Genomic DNA, 16,420 nt, shown 5'->3' with positions numbered 1-16,420 from the left:
TGGGCGATTCAACAGGTATCGGAGATCGAGACGATGAAAGGCAAGACGCAGGTCAAGGCAATGGGTTCGGCAGCGGTCCTGGCCGCCGTGCTGGGAACGCTGGCGGGCGGGGCGGTAGCGGACACCGCCGGCATGGAGAAGGGCGCGAGCGCCGACGGCCGGATTCCGGCCTACGCGGGTCCGCAGGCGTCGCCGGCCGACTGGTCGTATGGCAAGGTGCGCGGCGAGTTCTGGAAGCACAAGGGCGAAAAGCCGCTGTACTCGATCGACGCGAGCAACGTCGACAAGTACGCGGACAATCTGACGCCCGGACAGATCGAGCTGATCAAGCAGAAGAAGGGCTATCGGATGGACATCTATCCGACGCACCGCGAATGCGGCGCGCCGGACTTCGTGCAGGCCAACACGACGCTGAACGCGAGCCAGGCGAAGATGGATTCGAGCGGCGAGAACCTGCAGAGCGCGAGCCTGCCGGGCATGCCGTTCCCCGCGCCGAAGACCGGTGCCGAGGCGATGTGGGATCACCTCGCGCGCTATCGCGGCATCGGCGCCGAATGGCAGAAGGCGGTAACGGCGGCCTCGCCGCGACCGGGCAGCACCGAGTGGATCAAGGCTGAATCGAAGCAGACGCTGTTCTTCCCGTGGGGCAAGAAGGGCGCGGCGTCGCCGCAGCAGGCCGGCATGCTCTACGCGATCTATTTCGCCTATGAGACACCCGCAGCGCTTGCCGGGCAGGGTCTCGTGCAGCGCAATTACTTCGACAAGGCCAACGACACCTACTACTACTTCACCGGCCAACGCCGCGTGCGCCGCATGCCGTCGTATTCGTACGACGCGCCGCAGATCGGCTTCGAGAACCAGTACACGGTCGACGAGCCGTGGCTCTTCAACGGCCAGCTCGACCGTTTCAACTGGAAGCTCGTCGGCAAGAAGGAAATCTATATCCCGTACGACGACTTCGGGATGTACAACTTCAAGGACAGGTTCGAGGACGTCTTCAAGCCGGACGGCGTGAACCCCGACGCGCGCCGTTACGAGATGCACCGGGTCTACGTGGTCGAGGCGACCGTGAAGTCGGGCGTGCGTCACGTGGCCTCGAAGAAGGTCTTCTACATCGACGAGGACAGCGGCCTCGCGGTGGCGGGCGAAGACTACGATGCCCAGGGCAAGCTGTGGAAGGTCAAGGAAGCGTATCCGATCCCGGTGTACGAGCTGCACGGCGCCTGCGATGTCGAGCCGTTCGTCCAGTATGACCTCAACAACGGCCGCTACGTGACCGACCAGTCGACCATCGGGACCAACACCGACATCCGCTGGTACGAGGATTCGAGCGACGCGCGTTTCAAGGACGATTTCTACTCGTCCGAGAATCTGCGCGCGGTGAGCGAGCGATAACGTAGCGTCAGGCAGTGGCGGCGCACACGCATTGCGCCGCCACTCTTCAGATTCGACCTGGAAGAAAGCAGGCAGGGGAAGAGCGTGATAACGAAGACAAAGATCAGCGCAGCCATTTCATTAGGCATGCTTATGGCGGCACAGGGGGCCTCGGCATACGAGTTCACGCTGGACGACGGCGCCATCAACGGCTCGTGGGTGACGAACCTGACCGCGGGCGGCGGCATCCGGGTCAAGAACCCGAGCTGCTCGCTGACGGGCGACCCGAACGCCAACGGCTGCGGCGCGGGCGCGAACACCGCGCAGTGGTCCAACGGTGACGACGGCAACCTCAACTACAGGAAGGGGCAGCCGTTCAGCACGTACATCAGCGCGACGAGCGAGCTGTTGCTGACGATGCCCAGTGAAGGCGTCAAGTTCATGGTGCGCGGCACCGGCATGTACGACTTCGTGGCGAAAGACACCAACAGAACGCCGCTGTCTAGCACCGCTGCCTCGCAGATCGTCTATCCAGTCGATCTGCTTGATCTGTGGGTTCAGAAGGACTTCACGCTCAACGACCGCTCGGCGCACGTGCGGCTCGGTAATCAGGTGATCAACTGGGGCGAGAGCTACTTCGCGACCAACGGCATCAACGCAACCAATGCGGTCGATATCCAGAAGCTGCTGATCCCCGGCACGCAGCTCAAGCAGGCGCTGCTGCCCGAGCCGATGATCAGCTTCGCGAGCGGCATCACGTCGGGACTCTCCACCGAGGCCTATTACCAGTTCAGCTGGGAAAGCAACCGCTATCCGCCGGTCGGCTCGTACTGGTCGGTCGGCGACATCTTCGGGCGCGGTTCCGGTCCGGCGAGCATCAGCACGCTCAATGGCAACGTGGGCGGCTTCGACGCGGGGAGCATCGCGGGTTCGAACGCGGGCAACGCGCAGGTGCTGGGAGGAATCACCAACGGGCTCGTCAACGGCCAGTTCGCGGGGCCGCCGTTCAACTCGATCGGCGTCCCGACCTCGACGCAACTGCCGAACAAATACCGTCCGCAGTTCGGTATCAAGTTCAACTACAAGCCGAAGAGCGTCGACGTCAACTTCGGCTTCTACTACGAGAACTACACCGACAAGTCGCCGGTCGTCGCGACGCAGCCGAACGGCACGATGCAGTTCCAGTACCTCGACAACCGGCAACTGTTCGGCGCGAGCGCGAACTTCGGTATCGGCGACTGGGCGATCGGCACCGAGCTGTCATATCGTCCGCACGATGCGGTCGCGCTGTCCGGCTGCTTCGGCGCGGGCGGCCCGCTCGACTTCAACACCAACGCCGTGTCGGGCATCACCTGCCAGCAGTGGGAAGACCGCAAGAAACTGCAGTACCTGATCAACGGCCAGCTGAATCTCACGCAGAGCGACTATCCGTTCCTGAAGCTGATTCACGCCGACATGGCGGTGCTGACGATGGAACTCGCGTGGATCTACTACCCGGGCCTCAATTCGAACGGCCTCACGCGCACGGTCGATGGCCAGCAGGTTACGCAGGCGCCGGCTGCCGGCTATTTCACGTGGCTGAACAACAACTCGGGCTTCGGCTATCCGATCACGGCCGCAAAGGGTACGGCGAGCTCGGTCGGCGCGACGATCGACTTCAACTGGACCTATGACGGCTCGCTGATTCCGGGCTGGCAGGTGACGCCGGGTGTGACGTTCTCCGACGCGCTGTACGGCTACACGCCGACCTTCACCGCCAACTACATGCAGGGCGCGAAGTCGGTCAACGTGTATCTGCTGTTCAACCAGAACCCGGCGGTCTGGCAGGCCGGCATCAACTTCACGGCGTTCTTCGGTGGTCACAACACCGTGGGTCAGCCGTACGCCGACCGCAATTTCGTCGGCATGTTCGCAACGCGTAATTTCTAAGCAGCAGGTTTCAGGCAGGCAGGTGCGCGCCCGTGGCGGGCGCGCACCGTGGATCAGCAGCAGACTTTGAGGGGCGCAATGTGTTGAATCGTCTGGTAAGCAAGCTCGAGGCATTCCTGTTCGGGCATCGTGCGATCACGCTGGCCGTGATCGCCGTCTTTACGGTAGTGATGGCCGTGTTCGCGTTGCAGTTGCGCATGGACGCGGGATTCGACAAACAGATTCCAACCCAGCACGAATATGTGAAGACGTACCGGCAATACCGGAACGATCTGCTCGGCGCGAACCGGATCACGGTCGTGCTGAAGGCGCGCAACGGAACGATCTGGACGCGCGAGGGCCTGACGCGCCTCTACCAGATCACGCAGGCGGTCGGCTATCTGCCGGACGTCGATCGCGGCGGTGTGCAGTCGCTATGGACGCCCAATTCTTTCGTCAACGAAATCACCGAAGACGGCTTTCGCGCGGACCCGCTGATCGACGGCACGATCACGCCGGACAGTCTCACGACGGAGAAGATCGCGGCGATTCGCCAGTCGACCTCGGCGGGCGGCTACGTCGGCGTGCTCGTATCGCGCGACCAGACGAGCGCGATGGTGACGGCCGAGCTGAACGAGCGCGATGCGAACGGCAACGCGCTCGACTACGTCGAGTTCAACCACCTGCTCGAAGAGAAGCTGCGCAAGCCCTATGAAAACGGCGGCTATCAGGTGCAGATCATCGGCTTCGCGAAGCAGATCGGCGACATCGCCGATGGCGCGTCCGGCGTGCTCGTGTTCTGCGCGCTCGCACTGGTGCTGACGGCGGTCGCCGTCTACTGGTACAGCCGCTCGCTGCGCTTCACGATTCTGCCGATCGCATGTTCGTTGACCTCGCTGGTCTGGCAGTTCGGCACGCTGCGCATCCTCGGCTTCGGGCTCGATCCGCTCGCCGTGCTGGTGCCGTTTCTGGTGTTCGCGATCGGCGTGTCGCACGGCATCCAGCAGATCAACTTCATCGTGCGCGAGCTGTCGCACGGACGCACGCCGATGGAGGCCGCGCGCCACAGCTTCAGCGGCCTGCTGATTCCGGGCACGCTCGCGCTCGTCACTGCACTGGTGTCGTTCATCACGCTGCTGCTGATTCCGATTCCGATGGTGCGCGAGCTTGCGATCACGGCATCGCTCGGCGTCGGCTACAAGATCGTCACGAACCTCGTGATGCTGCCGGTCGTCGCCTCGTGCCTGCATTTCACGAAGGAATACGCGGACCGCGCACTGGCCGCGCGCGAGCGGCGCGCGCACTGGTTGAGGCTGATCGCTCGCATGGCCGAGCCGCGTAATGCGGCGATCACGCTCGCGGTGACCGCGGTGATCTTCGGTGTCGCCGTATGGGAGAGCCGTGATCGCGTGGTCGGCACGTTGCAGCCGGGCGCGCCCGAGCTGCGCGCCGATTCGCGCTTCAATCAGGACGCGGTCGCGATCGCCAGCAGCTACGACGTCGGCCTCGACTGGCTCACGGTCGTGTTCGAAACGCCGAAGTCGGGCGACTGCACCGATCCGCGGCTCGGCATCTTCGAAGACGACTTCGTCGCGTCGATGAATCGCGTGCCGGGTGTCGTGTCGGTCAGCTCGTATCCGCAGATGCTGCGCACCTACAACGAGGGCTACAACGAAGGCAATCCGAAGATGTTCGTCGTGCCGATCGATCCGACCAACTATGCGGCACTGAGCGCGGAGATCAACCGCGTGCGCGGCTATATGACGAAAGACTGCCAGATGACCGCGGTGCATCTGTTCCTGTCCGATCACAAGGCCTCGACGATCAACGGTGTGATCGATGCGGTCAAGACCTACCGCGCCGACAACCATCTGGACGGCGTGACGATCCGCCTTGCCGCCGGCAACGCGGGCGTGCTGGCCGCGACCAACGACGAAGTGGCGCGCAGCGAATTGCCGATGATGCTCTACGTGTACGCGGCGATCGTCGTGCTCGTGCTGCTCGCGTATCGCGACTTGCGCGCGGTGATCGCTTGCTGTCTGCCGCTGACCGTGGCGACTTTCATCGGCTACTGGTTCATGAAGCAGTTGCAGATCGGCCTGACGGTCGCGACGCTGCCGGTCATGGTGCTCGCGGTCGGTATCGGCGTCGATTACGCGTTCTACATCTACAACCGCCTGCAACTGCATCTGTCGCATGACGTGACGATCGTGAAGGCGGTCGAGCAGGCGATTCTCGAAGTGGGCGTGGCGACGATCTTCACGGCGATCACGCTCGCGGTCGGCGTCGCGACATGGAGCTTCTCGGCGCTCAAGTTCCAGGCGGACATGGGCAAGCTGCTCGCGTTCATGTTCATCGTGAATCTCGTGATGGCGATGACGGCACTGCCCGCGCTCGCGGTCTGGCTCACCCGGCTCTTTCCGCGCCGCTCGGCGGTCAGGAGTTCGAGCTTCTTCACCCACTAGTGCGCCACGAGGACAACCCATCATGCAAAAGACAAAGAGCCTGAAGATCGCCTGCGCGGCAGCGTTCGCCCTGCTGGCAGCGCTCAGCTGCGCGCACGACGCGCTCGCCGACGGCGCGCCCGACAACAAGGTCGAGCTCACCGCCGCGAAGCATCGCGATGGCGCCGAGCGCTCGATGATGCTCGGCGCGACCCTCGCGGGCCAGCGCATCGTCGCGGTCGGCGAACACGGCGTGATCCTGCTGTCCGACGACAACGGAGCGCATTTCCGCCAGGCGCACGACGTGCCGGCCAATGCCACGCTGACCTCGGTCGCGTTCGCCGATGCGCGGCACGGCTGGGCGGCGGGCCACTGGGGCGTCGTGCTACGCACCGACGACGGCGGTGAGAACTGGCGCGTGCAACGCTCCGATACCGGCGTCGACCAGCCGCTGTTCTCGATCGCGTTTCGTGACGAGCGCCACGGCTGGGCCGTGGGCCTGTGGTCGCTGCTCGTCACGACCGACGACGGCGGCGCCACCTGGAAAACGCAGCAGGTCGACAAGGGCGCGGGTGCGGGCGCGGGCGCCGGCAAGAGCGGACTGAACTTCTTCTCGGTCTTCGCGGGCCCGGACAAGGACGTCTATATCGCGGCCGAGCAGGGCACCGTGTTCAGGTCGAGCGACGACGGCGCGAGCTGGCAAGCGCTGCACACGGGCTACAAGGGCACGTTGTGGAGCGGCGTGGTCGCGCCGGATCGCACGATTTACGTGGGCGGGTTGCGCGGCAATCTGTTCGCGAGCGGCGACGGCGGGGCGACGTGGCAACCGGTGCAGTCCGGTGTCAACGATTCGATCACCGATCTCGTCGCGAACGCACACGGCGTGGCCGCTGTGGCACTCGACGGCTACGTGACGGTGAAACAGCCGGGTGCGCGCGATTTCGTGGCGAAGCAGTTGCCGGGCCGCGACGCGCTGACCGCGCTGGTATTGAACAAGGGCGGTTCGCCCGTCCTGTTTTCCAAACAAGGCGTAATCGCCCGATAAACCAGATCAATCAGGAGCAGACATGAATATCGAAGCATTGCTTGCGAACCTCCACACCCAGATGATCGTGGGTGGCCGTGCCACCGCCGCGCGTAGCGGCAAAACCTTCGCCGTCTACGACCCGGCCAGCGGGCGTGAAATCGCGCAGGTGCCCGACGGCGACGCTGAGGACGTCGCGGCCGCCGTGGCCGTCGCGAAGGGCGCGTTCGAATCGAACGAATGGCGCCGCATGCCGCCGGCCGCGCGCGAACACCTGCTGCTCAAGCTCGCCGATCTGGTGGAGCAACATGGCGACGAACTGGCCGCGCTCGAAACCCTCAACCAGGGCAAGCTGCTCGGCTTCTCGCGCATGCTCGAAGTGGGCGGCAGCGCGCAGTGGCTGCGCTATATGGCCGGCTGGGCGACCAAGATCGAGGGCAGCACGGTCGATCTGTCGCTGAGCTTTCCGCCGGGCGTGCAGTATCGCGCGTCGACGCAGCGCGTGCCGGCCGGCGTGGTCGCCGCGATCGTGCCGTGGAATTTCCCGTTGCTGATGGCGGTCTGGAAGATCGCGCCGGCGCTCGCCTGCGGCTGCACGGTGGTGCTCAAGCCCGCCGAGGAAACGCCGCTGACCGCGATCCGCCTCGCCGAGCTTGCGCTCGAAGCGGGTTTTCCGGCGGGCGTTCTCAACGTCATCACCGGTCGCGGCGAAACGGCGGGCGCGGCGCTGGTGCGCCATCCCGACGTCGACAAGGTCACGTTCACGGGCTCGACCGAAGTGGGCCGGCTGATCGGCGCGCAATGCGGCCGCGATATCCGCCGCGTGTCGCTCGAGCTGGGCGGCAAGAGCCCGGTGATCGTGCTCGACGACTGCGATCCGCGCAAGGCGATCGAAGGCGCGGCGGGCGCGATCTTCTTCAATCACGGCCAGGTGTGTACGGCGGGCTCGCGGCTCTACGTGCCGCGCTCGATGTACGGGCAGATCGTCGAGGGCGTCGCGCAGGTCGCCAACAGTCTCGTGCTCGGGTCCGGCTTCGACGAGAAGACGCAGATGGGTCCGCTCGTCTCGTCGCGTCATCGCGACAAGGTCGTCGGCATGATCGCCGAAGGCCGCGCGCAGGGCGGAGAAATCGTCGCGGGCGGCTCGGCGCACGACGGCGCCGGCTATTTCGTGCGTCCGACCGTGGTCGCCAACGAAGCGCGCAAGCCGCTGTCGCTCGTCAACGAGGAGGTGTTCGGTCCGGTGCTGGTGGCGATGCCTTACGACGATCTGGAAGAAGCGATCAGCGCCGCGAATTCCAGCGAGTACGGCCTTGGTGCGAGCGTGTGGACGAACCAGCTCGATAAGGCGCTGCGAGTCGTCGATCGCATGGAAGCAGGGACGGTGTGGGTCAATTCGCACAACATGGTCGATCCCGCGTTGCCGTTCGGCGGCTTCAAGTCGTCCGGCGTTGGACGCGAGCACGGTCGCGCGATCATCGACGCGTACACCGAGACCAAATCCGTCTGCTTCGCCTACTGAGGCTTGCATTCGAGGGGCGACACACGATGAATACGCCGTCGGTCGATCTGCGCGAGAGCGAGATGGGCGACCGCACGGATTCGAATTCCCGGGCGCGTCTGCGGGTAGCGATGCTCGCGAGCGTGGCCGGGCCGGAAGTGTTCGTTGTCCCGCCCGCGCCTTTTCGCGGTCGAACCCGTTGGTTTAGCGCGCGCGTTTGTCCGACGGCATCGCGTCGAACAGCTCGCGATAGTCCTGCGTGAAGTGCCCTGAGTGAAAGAAGCCCCACCGTTGCGCGGCATCGCGCACGGTCAGCTGGAGCGGCGACGCATTGCGCAGCAACTGGCGCACGTGGTTCAGGCGAATCGCGCGCATGTATTCGACGGGAGATTTGCCGGTCACGAGACGAAAGCTCGTCTGCACCGTGCGCCGGCTGATCCGCAGCGATTCGCACAGCTCGTGCACCGTCACGGGCTCAAGCGGGCGCGCGAGGATCATCTCGTGCGCGCGCGCGACCACGTCGCTATGGGACATCCATGTGATATCGGCTTTTTCGCCGCGGATGCCGCTCTCGACCAGTGCGTGGAGCATGTCGAGAATCTGCGCCGTCACCCGGCGCTGCGCGAGGTCCGACTGTGCGAACGCGTTCAGCGCGAACACCTCGTCGGTCACGTAGCGCCACAGCGCGATGAACTGCTCGCGCGCGCCGGGGGCGAGCGGAATCACGGGGTGCTTGTTGGACATGCTGCATTCGAGCCGCGCGGCCAGCTCCGGGTGCCGCTCGAGCAGCGGCAACTTCACGCCGACACCGAGGAGTTCGCTTTCGCCTGGAAGATGCATGAAGAATTCGCGATTCGCGCGCGCGCAGATGATCGAATCCCTGGTGACGGAGCGGTCGGCGAAAGTGACCGGCGAATTCGAGTCGAGCACGATGCCGAACACGAGCATGTCGCTCGGGGTGCTGCCCTGCTGCACGATGCGGCGATTCACGGATTCGTAGAAAACGTGAATGCCGTCCACGCCGACCTGCTGGAGCCGACTGCGAAATGGCCCTCTATCGAGCTGGAAATACTGCTGTTCCCAGCCGGAAAGCAGAGCTGCGTGTTCGCTGGCGTCGGTTAAGGTGTGGTTCTCGAGCTGCATGCTGGTTACCGACAATTCGCGGGCCAATCGTCGAGCGGCGACCCTGGTTATCTTTGACCGACCGTCTGGTCGGTTAATCTGATTCGAAGAATGCAGGGAGGCCCGCGTATTCGCAAGCTCGGGATGGCCCTGGCTTGCCGGGTTCGCTTGTCTCCTTGCGGAGTTCGGGCTGTCTGGTGGGCCTCCGTCGCCGGTCTGGATCTATGGGTTTGAGCCGAGCATACGGCGGCCCGGTCGATCGGACAAATCGATAGAAAATGCTAGTCTGGATAAATGGGAGTGATATTAGGGAAGCCCGGCGATTCGTGCGGACAACTTAAGGAGCCCTCCTCATGCCGAATGAACCAAAAGACGGTGTCGATCGACGCGACTTCATGAAGACGGCCGTGGCGCTGGTCGGCGCATCGTCCGCGCTCGTGACGCAGGCCGGCACCGCGTACGCGCAGAACGCGAATGCGCCGGCCGCAGGCGCGCCGACGGGTGCCGGTCAGGGAACGGTCTACACCGGTGACGTGATCGACGGCAAGAAGGTGATCAGCGCGCTCGACGTCAACGACCTGCCGCGCGGCGCGAAGTACAAGTTCTATTTTCAGGGCGTGCAGATGCCGACGGGGCAGCACTGGTACGTGACGGTGATCGTCGTGCGCGGCGCGCAGCCGGGCAAGCGCATCGCCCTGATCAGCGGCGTGCATGGCGATGAGATCAGCCCGGTGCACACGATACAAAGCATCGTGAGCCAGCTCGATCCGGCCCGGATGTCGGGCACGGTGCTGGCGGTGCTCGACGTATCGCGTCCCGCCCTCGAAGCGATGGAGCGCCGCTGGCCGAATTCGGGCCGAGGCATCGACCTCATCGACATCAATCGCGAATGGCCGGGCAACGAGAATGGTCCGAGCGCACCGAGCCGGCACGCGGCACTGCTATTCAACCGGCTGCTGCGGCCGAACGCGGACTACGCGCTCGACTTTCACACCGGCACGACCGGCATGGACCTGACCTCGTTCAACCTCGCGCGGATGGAATTGCCCGAGGCGCGCGCGATGGCGGAGCTATTTCCGATCGAGCAGATTTTCGACAACCCGGCGTATCCGACTCTGCTGGCCAACGCGTTGATCAACGTCGGGATTCCCGCGATCACGCCGGAGATCGGCGCCGCGCGCGTTCTCGATTTCACGATGATTCCGCTGTTCGTCGAAGGCACGATGAACGTGCTCAAGCGCTATGGCGTCGTGCCTGGCCCGATGGGACGTACCGGGCGCGACGTGGGCATCTTCGTCGGCAATAGCGCGCACACGATCCTCACGACGCACGGCGGCTTCGTCGAACTGCTGGTCAAGGTGAACGACAAGGTCGCGGTGGGGCAGAAAGTGGCGATCCAACGCAATACGTTTGGCGAGGTGGTCGCCGAATACACGAGCGGGGTCGCGGGCGAAGTGACAGGGCGCCGTACCGATGCGACGGCGGAGCCCGGGATTCCTCTCGTGATGATTCTGTATCAGAGTGCCGGACGGGAAAATCCGGAGGACTACTCCGAGTGAATGGCCGGATAGGGGGCAACCACCCGCCGGCTCACGCGGAACTGCAGCATCCGGTCCACCAATTGAGGTATCATAATTCCTCAAATGGAGGGCGTATGAACAACACCGTGAAAGTGCGGTTGTTTCTGGGCTACAGCGGCAGTGCCTATGTCGATCCGGATGCCTTTACCAGCATCTTCCGGGTGGACCCGACCTACCGGATTGCCATCATCAAGTCAGGTGTGAAGCCGGAGATTTTTGGGGTGATCGCGAGGCAGATGGATCGAAGCCGCGAGCAGCTCGGCAAGACGCTCGGGTTGTCGGTGACCACCATCGACCGCAAGCAGAAGGCAGGCGAAAACCTGTCGCCAGAGCAGAGTGAGCGAGTCGTGGCGATGGCGCGGCTCATCGGCCAGGTCCAGGCCATGGTCGAGGAGGCGGGCGATCCCGCGGGTTTCGACGCTGCGCATTGGCTGGGACGTTGGCTCGATGAGCCCTTGCCGGCGCTGGGTGGTCAACGCCCGGCTGAGTTCATGGATACCGCGGAAGGGCGGGAACTCGTTTCGCGGCTTCTCGCCATGGCGCAAAGCGGAGCCTACGCTTGACGGGCGGGGCGACGCTCTGGCGCATTGGAACCGATACGCCGGCCTATACGGCCGACGACCTGTCAGGTGTGGGGGCGAAGATCACCGGTGGTCGATGGAACCGTTCGGGAACGCCAATGCTTTATACGGCCGGCACCATCGCGCTTGCCTGCCTCGAGACGCTGGTTCATCTGAAGGTCGGTGACCTGCCGTTGAACCGGTACCTGATTTCAATCGCCGTGCCGCCGACCGTCTGGCGCAAAACAAGAACTCTCGTGGACCCGGCGAAACACGTGGGCTGGGACGCGCTGCCCGCGGGCATGGTCAGCCTCGAACTTGGCGAGGAATGGGTCCGGTCGAAGGCGAGCGTGCTGGCCGTCGTTCCTTCGGTGATCGTTCCCCGTGAGCTCAACGTGCTGGTGAATCCCGAGCATCCGGACATCGCGAAGCTCAAAGTCATCAAGCACGAAAAGTGGTCATATGATCATCGGCTCATGAAGCGGGGCTGACCTGTCCTTGCCCGCGCACGAATCCGAATCCGGCGATCTGCTGACGACCGCCGGCATCGGGGCCAGAGGCAATCCCCGCCATAGCATATCTCAATAAGCACGCCATAAGAATGGACTATGCTGTCCTGGCGGGTCGTGTCCGCATGCATGGCATGTTGTCGGCACGGCCCCTGGACAACCGTGACCTAGGGAGAGAACGATGTCATCCGCAGCTCAGTGCCCGTTCTCGGGCGATGCCTCCGTTGCCACACGCGTCGTTGCTGGCACCATGACCAACCAGGATTGGTGGCCCAACCAGCTACGCGTTGACCTTCTGAATCAGCATTCCGAAAAATCCGATCCGCTTGGTCGGAAATTCAACTACCGCGAAGAATTCAAGAAACTCGACTATGCGGCCCTCAAAGCCGACCTGCGCAAGCTCATGACCGACTCGCAGGATTGGTGGCCGGCCGACTTCGGCCACTACGGGCCGCAATTCATCCGCATGGCCTGGCACGCCGCCGGCACCTATCGCACGGTCGATGGCCGTGGCGGTGCAGGGCGCGGCCAGCAGCGCTTTGCCCCATTGAACTCGTGGCCCGACAACGTCAACATCGACAAGTCGCGCCGCCTGTTGTGGCCGATCAAGCAGAAGTACGGCCAGAAGATCTCGTGGGCCGACCTGCTGATCCTGACCGGCAACGTCGCGCTCGAAACGATGGGCTTTCGCACCTTCGGCTTCGGCGCGGGCCGCGAAGATACCTGGGAGCCGGACAACGACGTCTACTGGGGCGGGGAAACGACCTGGCTCGCGCTCAGCAACGATCCGAACAACAAGCAAAGCCGTTACTCGGGCAAGCGCGATCTCGACAACCCGCTCGCCGCCGTGCAGATGGGCCTGATCTACGTCAATCCGGAAGGCCCGGACGGCAACGGTGACCCGCTCTCGGCGGCGGTCGACATCCGCGAGACCTTCGCCCGCATGGCGATGAACGACGAAGAGACCGTGGCGCTGATCGCCGGCGGTCACTCGTTCGGCAAGACGCACGGCGCGGGTCCGGCGACCCACGTTGGGGCGCCCCCGGAAGCGGCCCCGCTCGAATTGCAGGGCCTCGGCTGGGCCAGCACCTACAAGTCCGGCATGGCCGGCGACGCGATCGGCAGCGGCATCGAGGTCACCTGGACGCAGACGCCCGCGCAGTGGAGCAACGCCTACCTGGAAAACCTGTTCAAGTACGAGTGGGTACAGGAAAAGAGCCCGGCGGGCGCGATCCAGTGGGTCGCCAAGGATGCCGCAGCGGTCATCCCGGGCCCGACGCCTGATTCGCCGAAGCGCAAGCCGACCATGCTCACGACCGATCTGTCTCTGCGCCTCGACCCGGCTTACGAGAAGGTCTCGCGCCGCTTCCTCGACGACCCGCAGGCGCTTGCCGAAGCCTTTGCACGGGCGTGGTACAAGCTGACCCACCGCGACATGGGCCCGAAGGCACGCTACCTCGGCCCCGAAGTGCCGCGTGAAGACCTGATCTGGCAAGACCCGCTGCCTGCGGCGACGCACCATCCGAGCGAGACCGACATTGCCGATCTCAAGGCGAAGATCGCCGCTTCGGGCCTATCGGCTTCGGAGCTCGTCGCGGTGGCGTGGGCTTCGGCCTCGACCTTCCGCGGTTCGGACAAGCGCGGCGGTGCGAACGGCGCTCGCATTCGCCTCGCGCCGCAGAGTGACTGGGCAGCCAACCAGCCGGTCGCTGGCACGGTGGCCAAGCTCGAAGAGATCCAGAAAGCATCGGGCAAGGCGTCCGTCGCCGACGTGATCGTCCTGGCCGGCAGTGTCGGCATCGAAATGGCTGCGAAGGCAGCGGGCCTCACGCTTACGGTGCCGTTCGCGCCGGGCCGTGTCGACGCCACCGCCGAGCAGACCGATGCGGTCGCGATGGCGGTGCTCGAACCCGTCGCCGATGGCTTCCGCAACTTTGAGAAGACCAGGTCGCCGGTTCCAGCCGATGCATTGCTGATCGACAAGGCCCAGCTGCTGACCCTGACGGCTCCGGAGATGACCGCGTTGATCGGTGGCCTGCGCGCCATCAACATCAACGCGGGCGGCAGCAAACACGGTGTCTTAACGAAAACCCCGGGCGCGCTGACCAATGACTTCTTCGTCAACCTGCTCGACATGGGTACCGAATGGAAGCAGGCCGGTGATATCTACGAAGGTCATGACCGCAAGACGGGCCAGATCAAGTGGACAGGCACCCGCGTGGACCTCGTGTTCGGTTCGAACTCGGTCCTGCGGGCGCTGGCCGAGGTGTACGGCAGCGCCGACGGCAAGGAGCGTTTCGTCAACGACTTCGTGTCCGCCTGGGTCAAGGTGATGAACCTCGATCGCTTCGACCTGGCCTGATGCGCGACTGTACTGGGTAGCGGGCCTTCATCAGCCGCTTTAGCGCTTCATACAAAACCGGAGGCTTGCGCCTCCGGTTTTTCAAGGTACGGCCGACACCAGGCGGGCACCGGACTACGACGGGCCGCCCGCGTCCGCCGTGATCCTGCGGGATGTGTTGCGCTCCAGTCTCATGTACAGGTTTGCCGCCACGATACCGAAGACGATATGAACGAACAGGCTGGCCCCGTTGCGCGCTTCCGCGAACCACGGAAAAAGCTGGGTCATGCCGTAGAAATTGATCACGTAAACGGCTGCGGCGAAAGCTCCACCCGCCAGTGAAGCCATCCCCATGCTCGAGTCAAGGTTGAATGACGTCATGATCCAACCGAGGACAAGCGCGAATGCGATGGCAAGGGCAAAATGCACCGCAAAGGCCGCGAGTACGATGCCAATCGAGAATGCCTGGGGCGACTGCAACGCGCCTCGTCCCAGAATGATCGCGGCGACCATGCGTGGGGGCTCCAGCAGGCTTGCGCCCGTCATCAGCGCCATCAGGATCACCCCTAGCGCGAGGAACACAACGCCCGCGATGACGCCTGCCAGCACGGCTGCCCGCCAGTCGGGCCGGCCGTGTGTGAAATGATGGGAATCCATGTGAAGTTCCACAATTTCTCTCCCGATTGGTTCGGACAATTCATTCTAGTAAACGGCGCGTCGCTTTTCGCGCGCTTCTGTGCGGCATATTTTTTGCCGACTAAGTAGCATGGCTAACGGACTGAATGGCTATGGAATCCGCCTTCATGTCCGCTTTCGACAACGGCCGCAATCGTATCCGTTCGGTTTTCGCGGAAGCGATCGCCCAGAACGGCAGCAAAGGCGTACTGTTACATAGCGGACTGTTCAGAGTGGACGGCATGGAACCCGATCGCGGCACCACGGCATAGTCCCGGCGCGTGCCACCGCACCCACCTGCGCCTCGGCGCGGGTGAGGTGGGGCGGCGTAGTCTGCAACCGCAGTCAACGATGGAAGGAGGCCACATGTCACTCATCGTCGCAGCACGCTTTACGACATTCCCCGCCGCTGAAGACGCGGCGCAACGGCTCTTCAATGCAGGTTTCGTCGAGGAGGACGTCACGCTGTTTTTCGTCAATCCGCCCGGCCAGCACGCACGATTTCGGCCCGGTGGCTCGATCAGCAACGACACAAATGCGAGGGAGTCGCCGAAGGGTGCCGAGATGGGCATTGCGATTGGCGCAGCGGTTGGCGCCGTGATCGGCGTCGGGATCTTCGCGGCGTTTTCGGCGCCGCTCATCATGTCGCTGGTCGCGGCCGGGGTGTGTGCGTATGTCGGTTCATTGGTCGGCGCGATGATGCGCACGCGTGAAGCCAGCACCGAAGAAACCCGTGGTTGCGGCGTGCTGGTGGCCGTACACGTGTCGCCGGACAGCCAGTCGGACGCCGCACGGGTGCTGCGCGATGCGGGAGGCGCGGCGATCGAACGCGCGACCGGCAACTGGCAACAAGGGCGGTGGGCCGACTTCGATCCGCTCAAACAGCCTGAGCCGCTCAACGACTTCAGTGAAAAGCACGCCTGATTTGAAGGTGTTTTTCGCTGGGATTTTCAGCGAGCCAGGAAACAAACACGGCCCGGCATGTGTCGGGCCGTTTCGTATTCGTTGCTGATGTGGCACGTCATTGCCCGGCGAAGGGGTCAATGGAAGAAGAGTTCCCGCATGCCGAAGGTGTGATGGGCTTCGGCAGCCATCAGCACCAGCAGCACCAGCAGGCACAGGGGCGGAGTCAGGATGGCGTACACGAGCGCCAGCCGTTCCCACATCATGTGCATGAAAATCGACACGATCAGCCCAGCCTTGGCGATCATCAGCACGACGATCAGCACCCAGCGCAGCAGGCCCTGCACGTGAAAGTAATCCACCATGTACGACATCGTGCTCAGTACGAACAGCAGGCCCCAGATTTTCATGTAGATGCCGATCGGATGCTGCTGGCCGTGCGCGGCGTCGGGTCGATGGGCGGAATCGGTGTGCTCCAT

Annotated in this window: 14 protein-coding genes; 11 read left to right on the top strand and 3 right to left on the bottom strand. The window is 63.9% G+C overall.

Annotated features, from left to right (window positions below):
- Positions 1-33: 33 nt before the first annotated feature.
- From L0U81_RS08210 to styD, 5 genes are all read left to right on the top strand, one after another.
- Complete coding sequence (locus tag L0U81_RS08210; RefSeq protein ID WP_233801584.1) at positions 34-1,395, top strand: DUF1329 domain-containing protein; 1,362 nt, start codon at positions 34-36, stop codon at positions 1,393-1,395.
- Between the two features lie 84 nt (positions 1,396-1,479).
- A complete protein-coding gene (locus L0U81_RS08205) occupies positions 1,480-3,303 on the top strand; it encodes a DUF1302 domain-containing protein (protein ID WP_442793394.1) in 1,824 nt (607 codons plus the stop codon).
- Between the two features lie 80 nt (positions 3,304-3,383).
- Positions 3,384-5,747 (top strand): efflux RND transporter permease subunit, encoded by a 2,364-nt coding sequence (locus L0U81_RS08200; protein WP_233801580.1) that lies wholly within the window; start codon positions 3,384-3,386, stop codon positions 5,745-5,747.
- Positions 5,748-5,769: 22 nt separating this feature from the next.
- Entirely contained in the window at positions 5,770-6,771 is a 1,002-nt protein-coding gene (locus tag L0U81_RS08195) for a WD40/YVTN/BNR-like repeat-containing protein (RefSeq protein WP_233801578.1), read from the top strand.
- A 22-nt stretch (positions 6,772-6,793) separates the two neighbouring features.
- Entirely contained in the window at positions 6,794-8,272 is a 1,479-nt protein-coding gene (styD, locus tag L0U81_RS08190; RefSeq protein ID WP_233801576.1) for a phenylacetaldehyde dehydrogenase StyD, read from the top strand.
- A 183-nt stretch (positions 8,273-8,455) separates the two neighbouring features.
- On the opposite strand, the gene L0U81_RS08185 is transcribed toward styD, so the two are convergent.
- Positions 8,456-9,394 (bottom strand): helix-turn-helix domain-containing protein, encoded by a 939-nt coding sequence (locus L0U81_RS08185; protein ID WP_233801574.1) that lies wholly within the window; start codon positions 9,392-9,394, stop codon positions 8,456-8,458.
- Positions 9,395-9,726: 332 nt separating this feature from the next.
- On the opposite strand from L0U81_RS08185, the gene L0U81_RS08180 reads away from it, so the two are divergent.
- The 4 genes from L0U81_RS08180 (at position 9,727) to katG (ending at position 14,384) form a co-directional block, all read left to right on the top strand.
- Positions 9,727-10,932 carry a succinylglutamate desuccinylase/aspartoacylase family protein gene (locus L0U81_RS08180; protein ID WP_233801572.1) on the top strand — a complete coding sequence of 402 codons (1,206 nt, stop codon included), beginning with the start codon at positions 9,727-9,729 and terminating at the stop codon, positions 10,930-10,932.
- Between the two features lie 95 nt (positions 10,933-11,027).
- Entirely contained in the window at positions 11,028-11,516 is a 489-nt protein-coding gene (gene parS, locus L0U81_RS08175; RefSeq protein WP_233801570.1) for a type II RES/Xre toxin-antitoxin system antitoxin, read from the top strand.
- Positions 11,513-12,004: an RES family NAD+ phosphorylase gene (locus tag L0U81_RS08170; protein ID WP_233801568.1), complete on the top strand. Its 492-nt coding sequence runs from the start codon at positions 11,513-11,515 to the stop codon at positions 12,002-12,004. Before parS ends, L0U81_RS08170 begins: the two co-directional genes overlap by 4 nt.
- 199 nt (positions 12,005-12,203) lie before the next feature.
- Positions 12,204-14,384: a catalase/peroxidase HPI gene (gene katG / locus L0U81_RS08165; RefSeq protein WP_233801566.1), complete on the top strand. Its 2,181-nt coding sequence runs from the start codon at positions 12,204-12,206 to the stop codon at positions 14,382-14,384.
- 114 nt (positions 14,385-14,498) lie between these two features.
- On the opposite strand, the gene L0U81_RS08160 is transcribed toward katG, so the two are convergent.
- A complete protein-coding gene (locus L0U81_RS08160; RefSeq protein ID WP_233801564.1) occupies positions 14,499-15,020 on the bottom strand; it encodes a hypothetical protein in 522 nt (173 codons plus the stop codon).
- A gap of 146 nt (positions 15,021-15,166) precedes the next feature.
- Between L0U81_RS08160 and L0U81_RS08155 the strand changes: the two genes are divergently transcribed.
- Positions 15,167-15,310: a hypothetical protein gene (locus L0U81_RS08155; protein ID WP_233801562.1), complete on the top strand. Its 144-nt coding sequence runs from the start codon at positions 15,167-15,169 to the stop codon at positions 15,308-15,310.
- A gap of 94 nt (positions 15,311-15,404) precedes the next feature.
- The gene (locus L0U81_RS08150) at positions 15,405-15,962 is read left to right on the top strand and encodes a hypothetical protein (protein ID WP_233801560.1); all 558 of its coding nucleotides are present in this window, start codon (positions 15,405-15,407) and stop codon (positions 15,960-15,962) included.
- 116 nt (positions 15,963-16,078) lie between these two features.
- On the opposite strand, the gene L0U81_RS08145 is transcribed toward L0U81_RS08150, so the two are convergent.
- A complete protein-coding gene (locus tag L0U81_RS08145) occupies positions 16,079-16,420 on the bottom strand; it encodes a cytochrome C oxidase subunit IV family protein (RefSeq protein WP_233801558.1) in 342 nt (113 codons plus the stop codon).

The sequence above is a fragment of the Paraburkholderia sp. HP33-1 genome, assembly GCF_021390595.1.
Classification (GTDB): Bacteria; Pseudomonadota; Gammaproteobacteria; order Burkholderiales; family Burkholderiaceae; genus Paraburkholderia.
This window is presented reverse-complemented; position numbering and strand designations above follow the sequence as displayed.

Coding starts and splice junctions, on each gene's coding strand:
- L0U81_RS08195 (WP_233801578.1), top strand. CDS start 5,770: ATGCAAAAGACAAAGAGCCTGAAGATCGCCTGCGCGGCAGCGTTCGCC.
- styD (WP_233801576.1), top strand. CDS start 6,794: ATGAATATCGAAGCATTGCTTGCGAACCTCCACACCCAGATGATCGTG.
- L0U81_RS08160 (WP_233801564.1), bottom strand. CDS start 15,020: ATGGATTCCCATCATTTCACACACGGCCGGCCCGACTGGCGGGCAGCC.
- L0U81_RS08210 (WP_233801584.1), top strand. CDS start 34: ATGAAAGGCAAGACGCAGGTCAAGGCAATGGGTTCGGCAGCGGTCCTG.
- L0U81_RS08180 (WP_233801572.1), top strand. CDS start 9,727: ATGCCGAATGAACCAAAAGACGGTGTCGATCGACGCGACTTCATGAAG.
- katG (WP_233801566.1), top strand. CDS start 12,204: ATGTCATCCGCAGCTCAGTGCCCGTTCTCGGGCGATGCCTCCGTTGCC.
- parS (WP_233801570.1), top strand. CDS start 11,028: ATGAACAACACCGTGAAAGTGCGGTTGTTTCTGGGCTACAGCGGCAGT.
- L0U81_RS08150 (WP_233801560.1), top strand. CDS start 15,405: ATGTCACTCATCGTCGCAGCACGCTTTACGACATTCCCCGCCGCTGAA.
- L0U81_RS08155 (WP_233801562.1), top strand. CDS start 15,167: ATGTCCGCTTTCGACAACGGCCGCAATCGTATCCGTTCGGTTTTCGCG.
- L0U81_RS08185 (WP_233801574.1), bottom strand. CDS start 9,394: ATGCAGCTCGAGAACCACACCTTAACCGACGCCAGCGAACACGCAGCT.
- L0U81_RS08145 (WP_233801558.1), bottom strand. CDS start 16,420: ATGGAGCACACCGATTCCGCCCATCGACCCGACGCCGCGCACGGCCAG.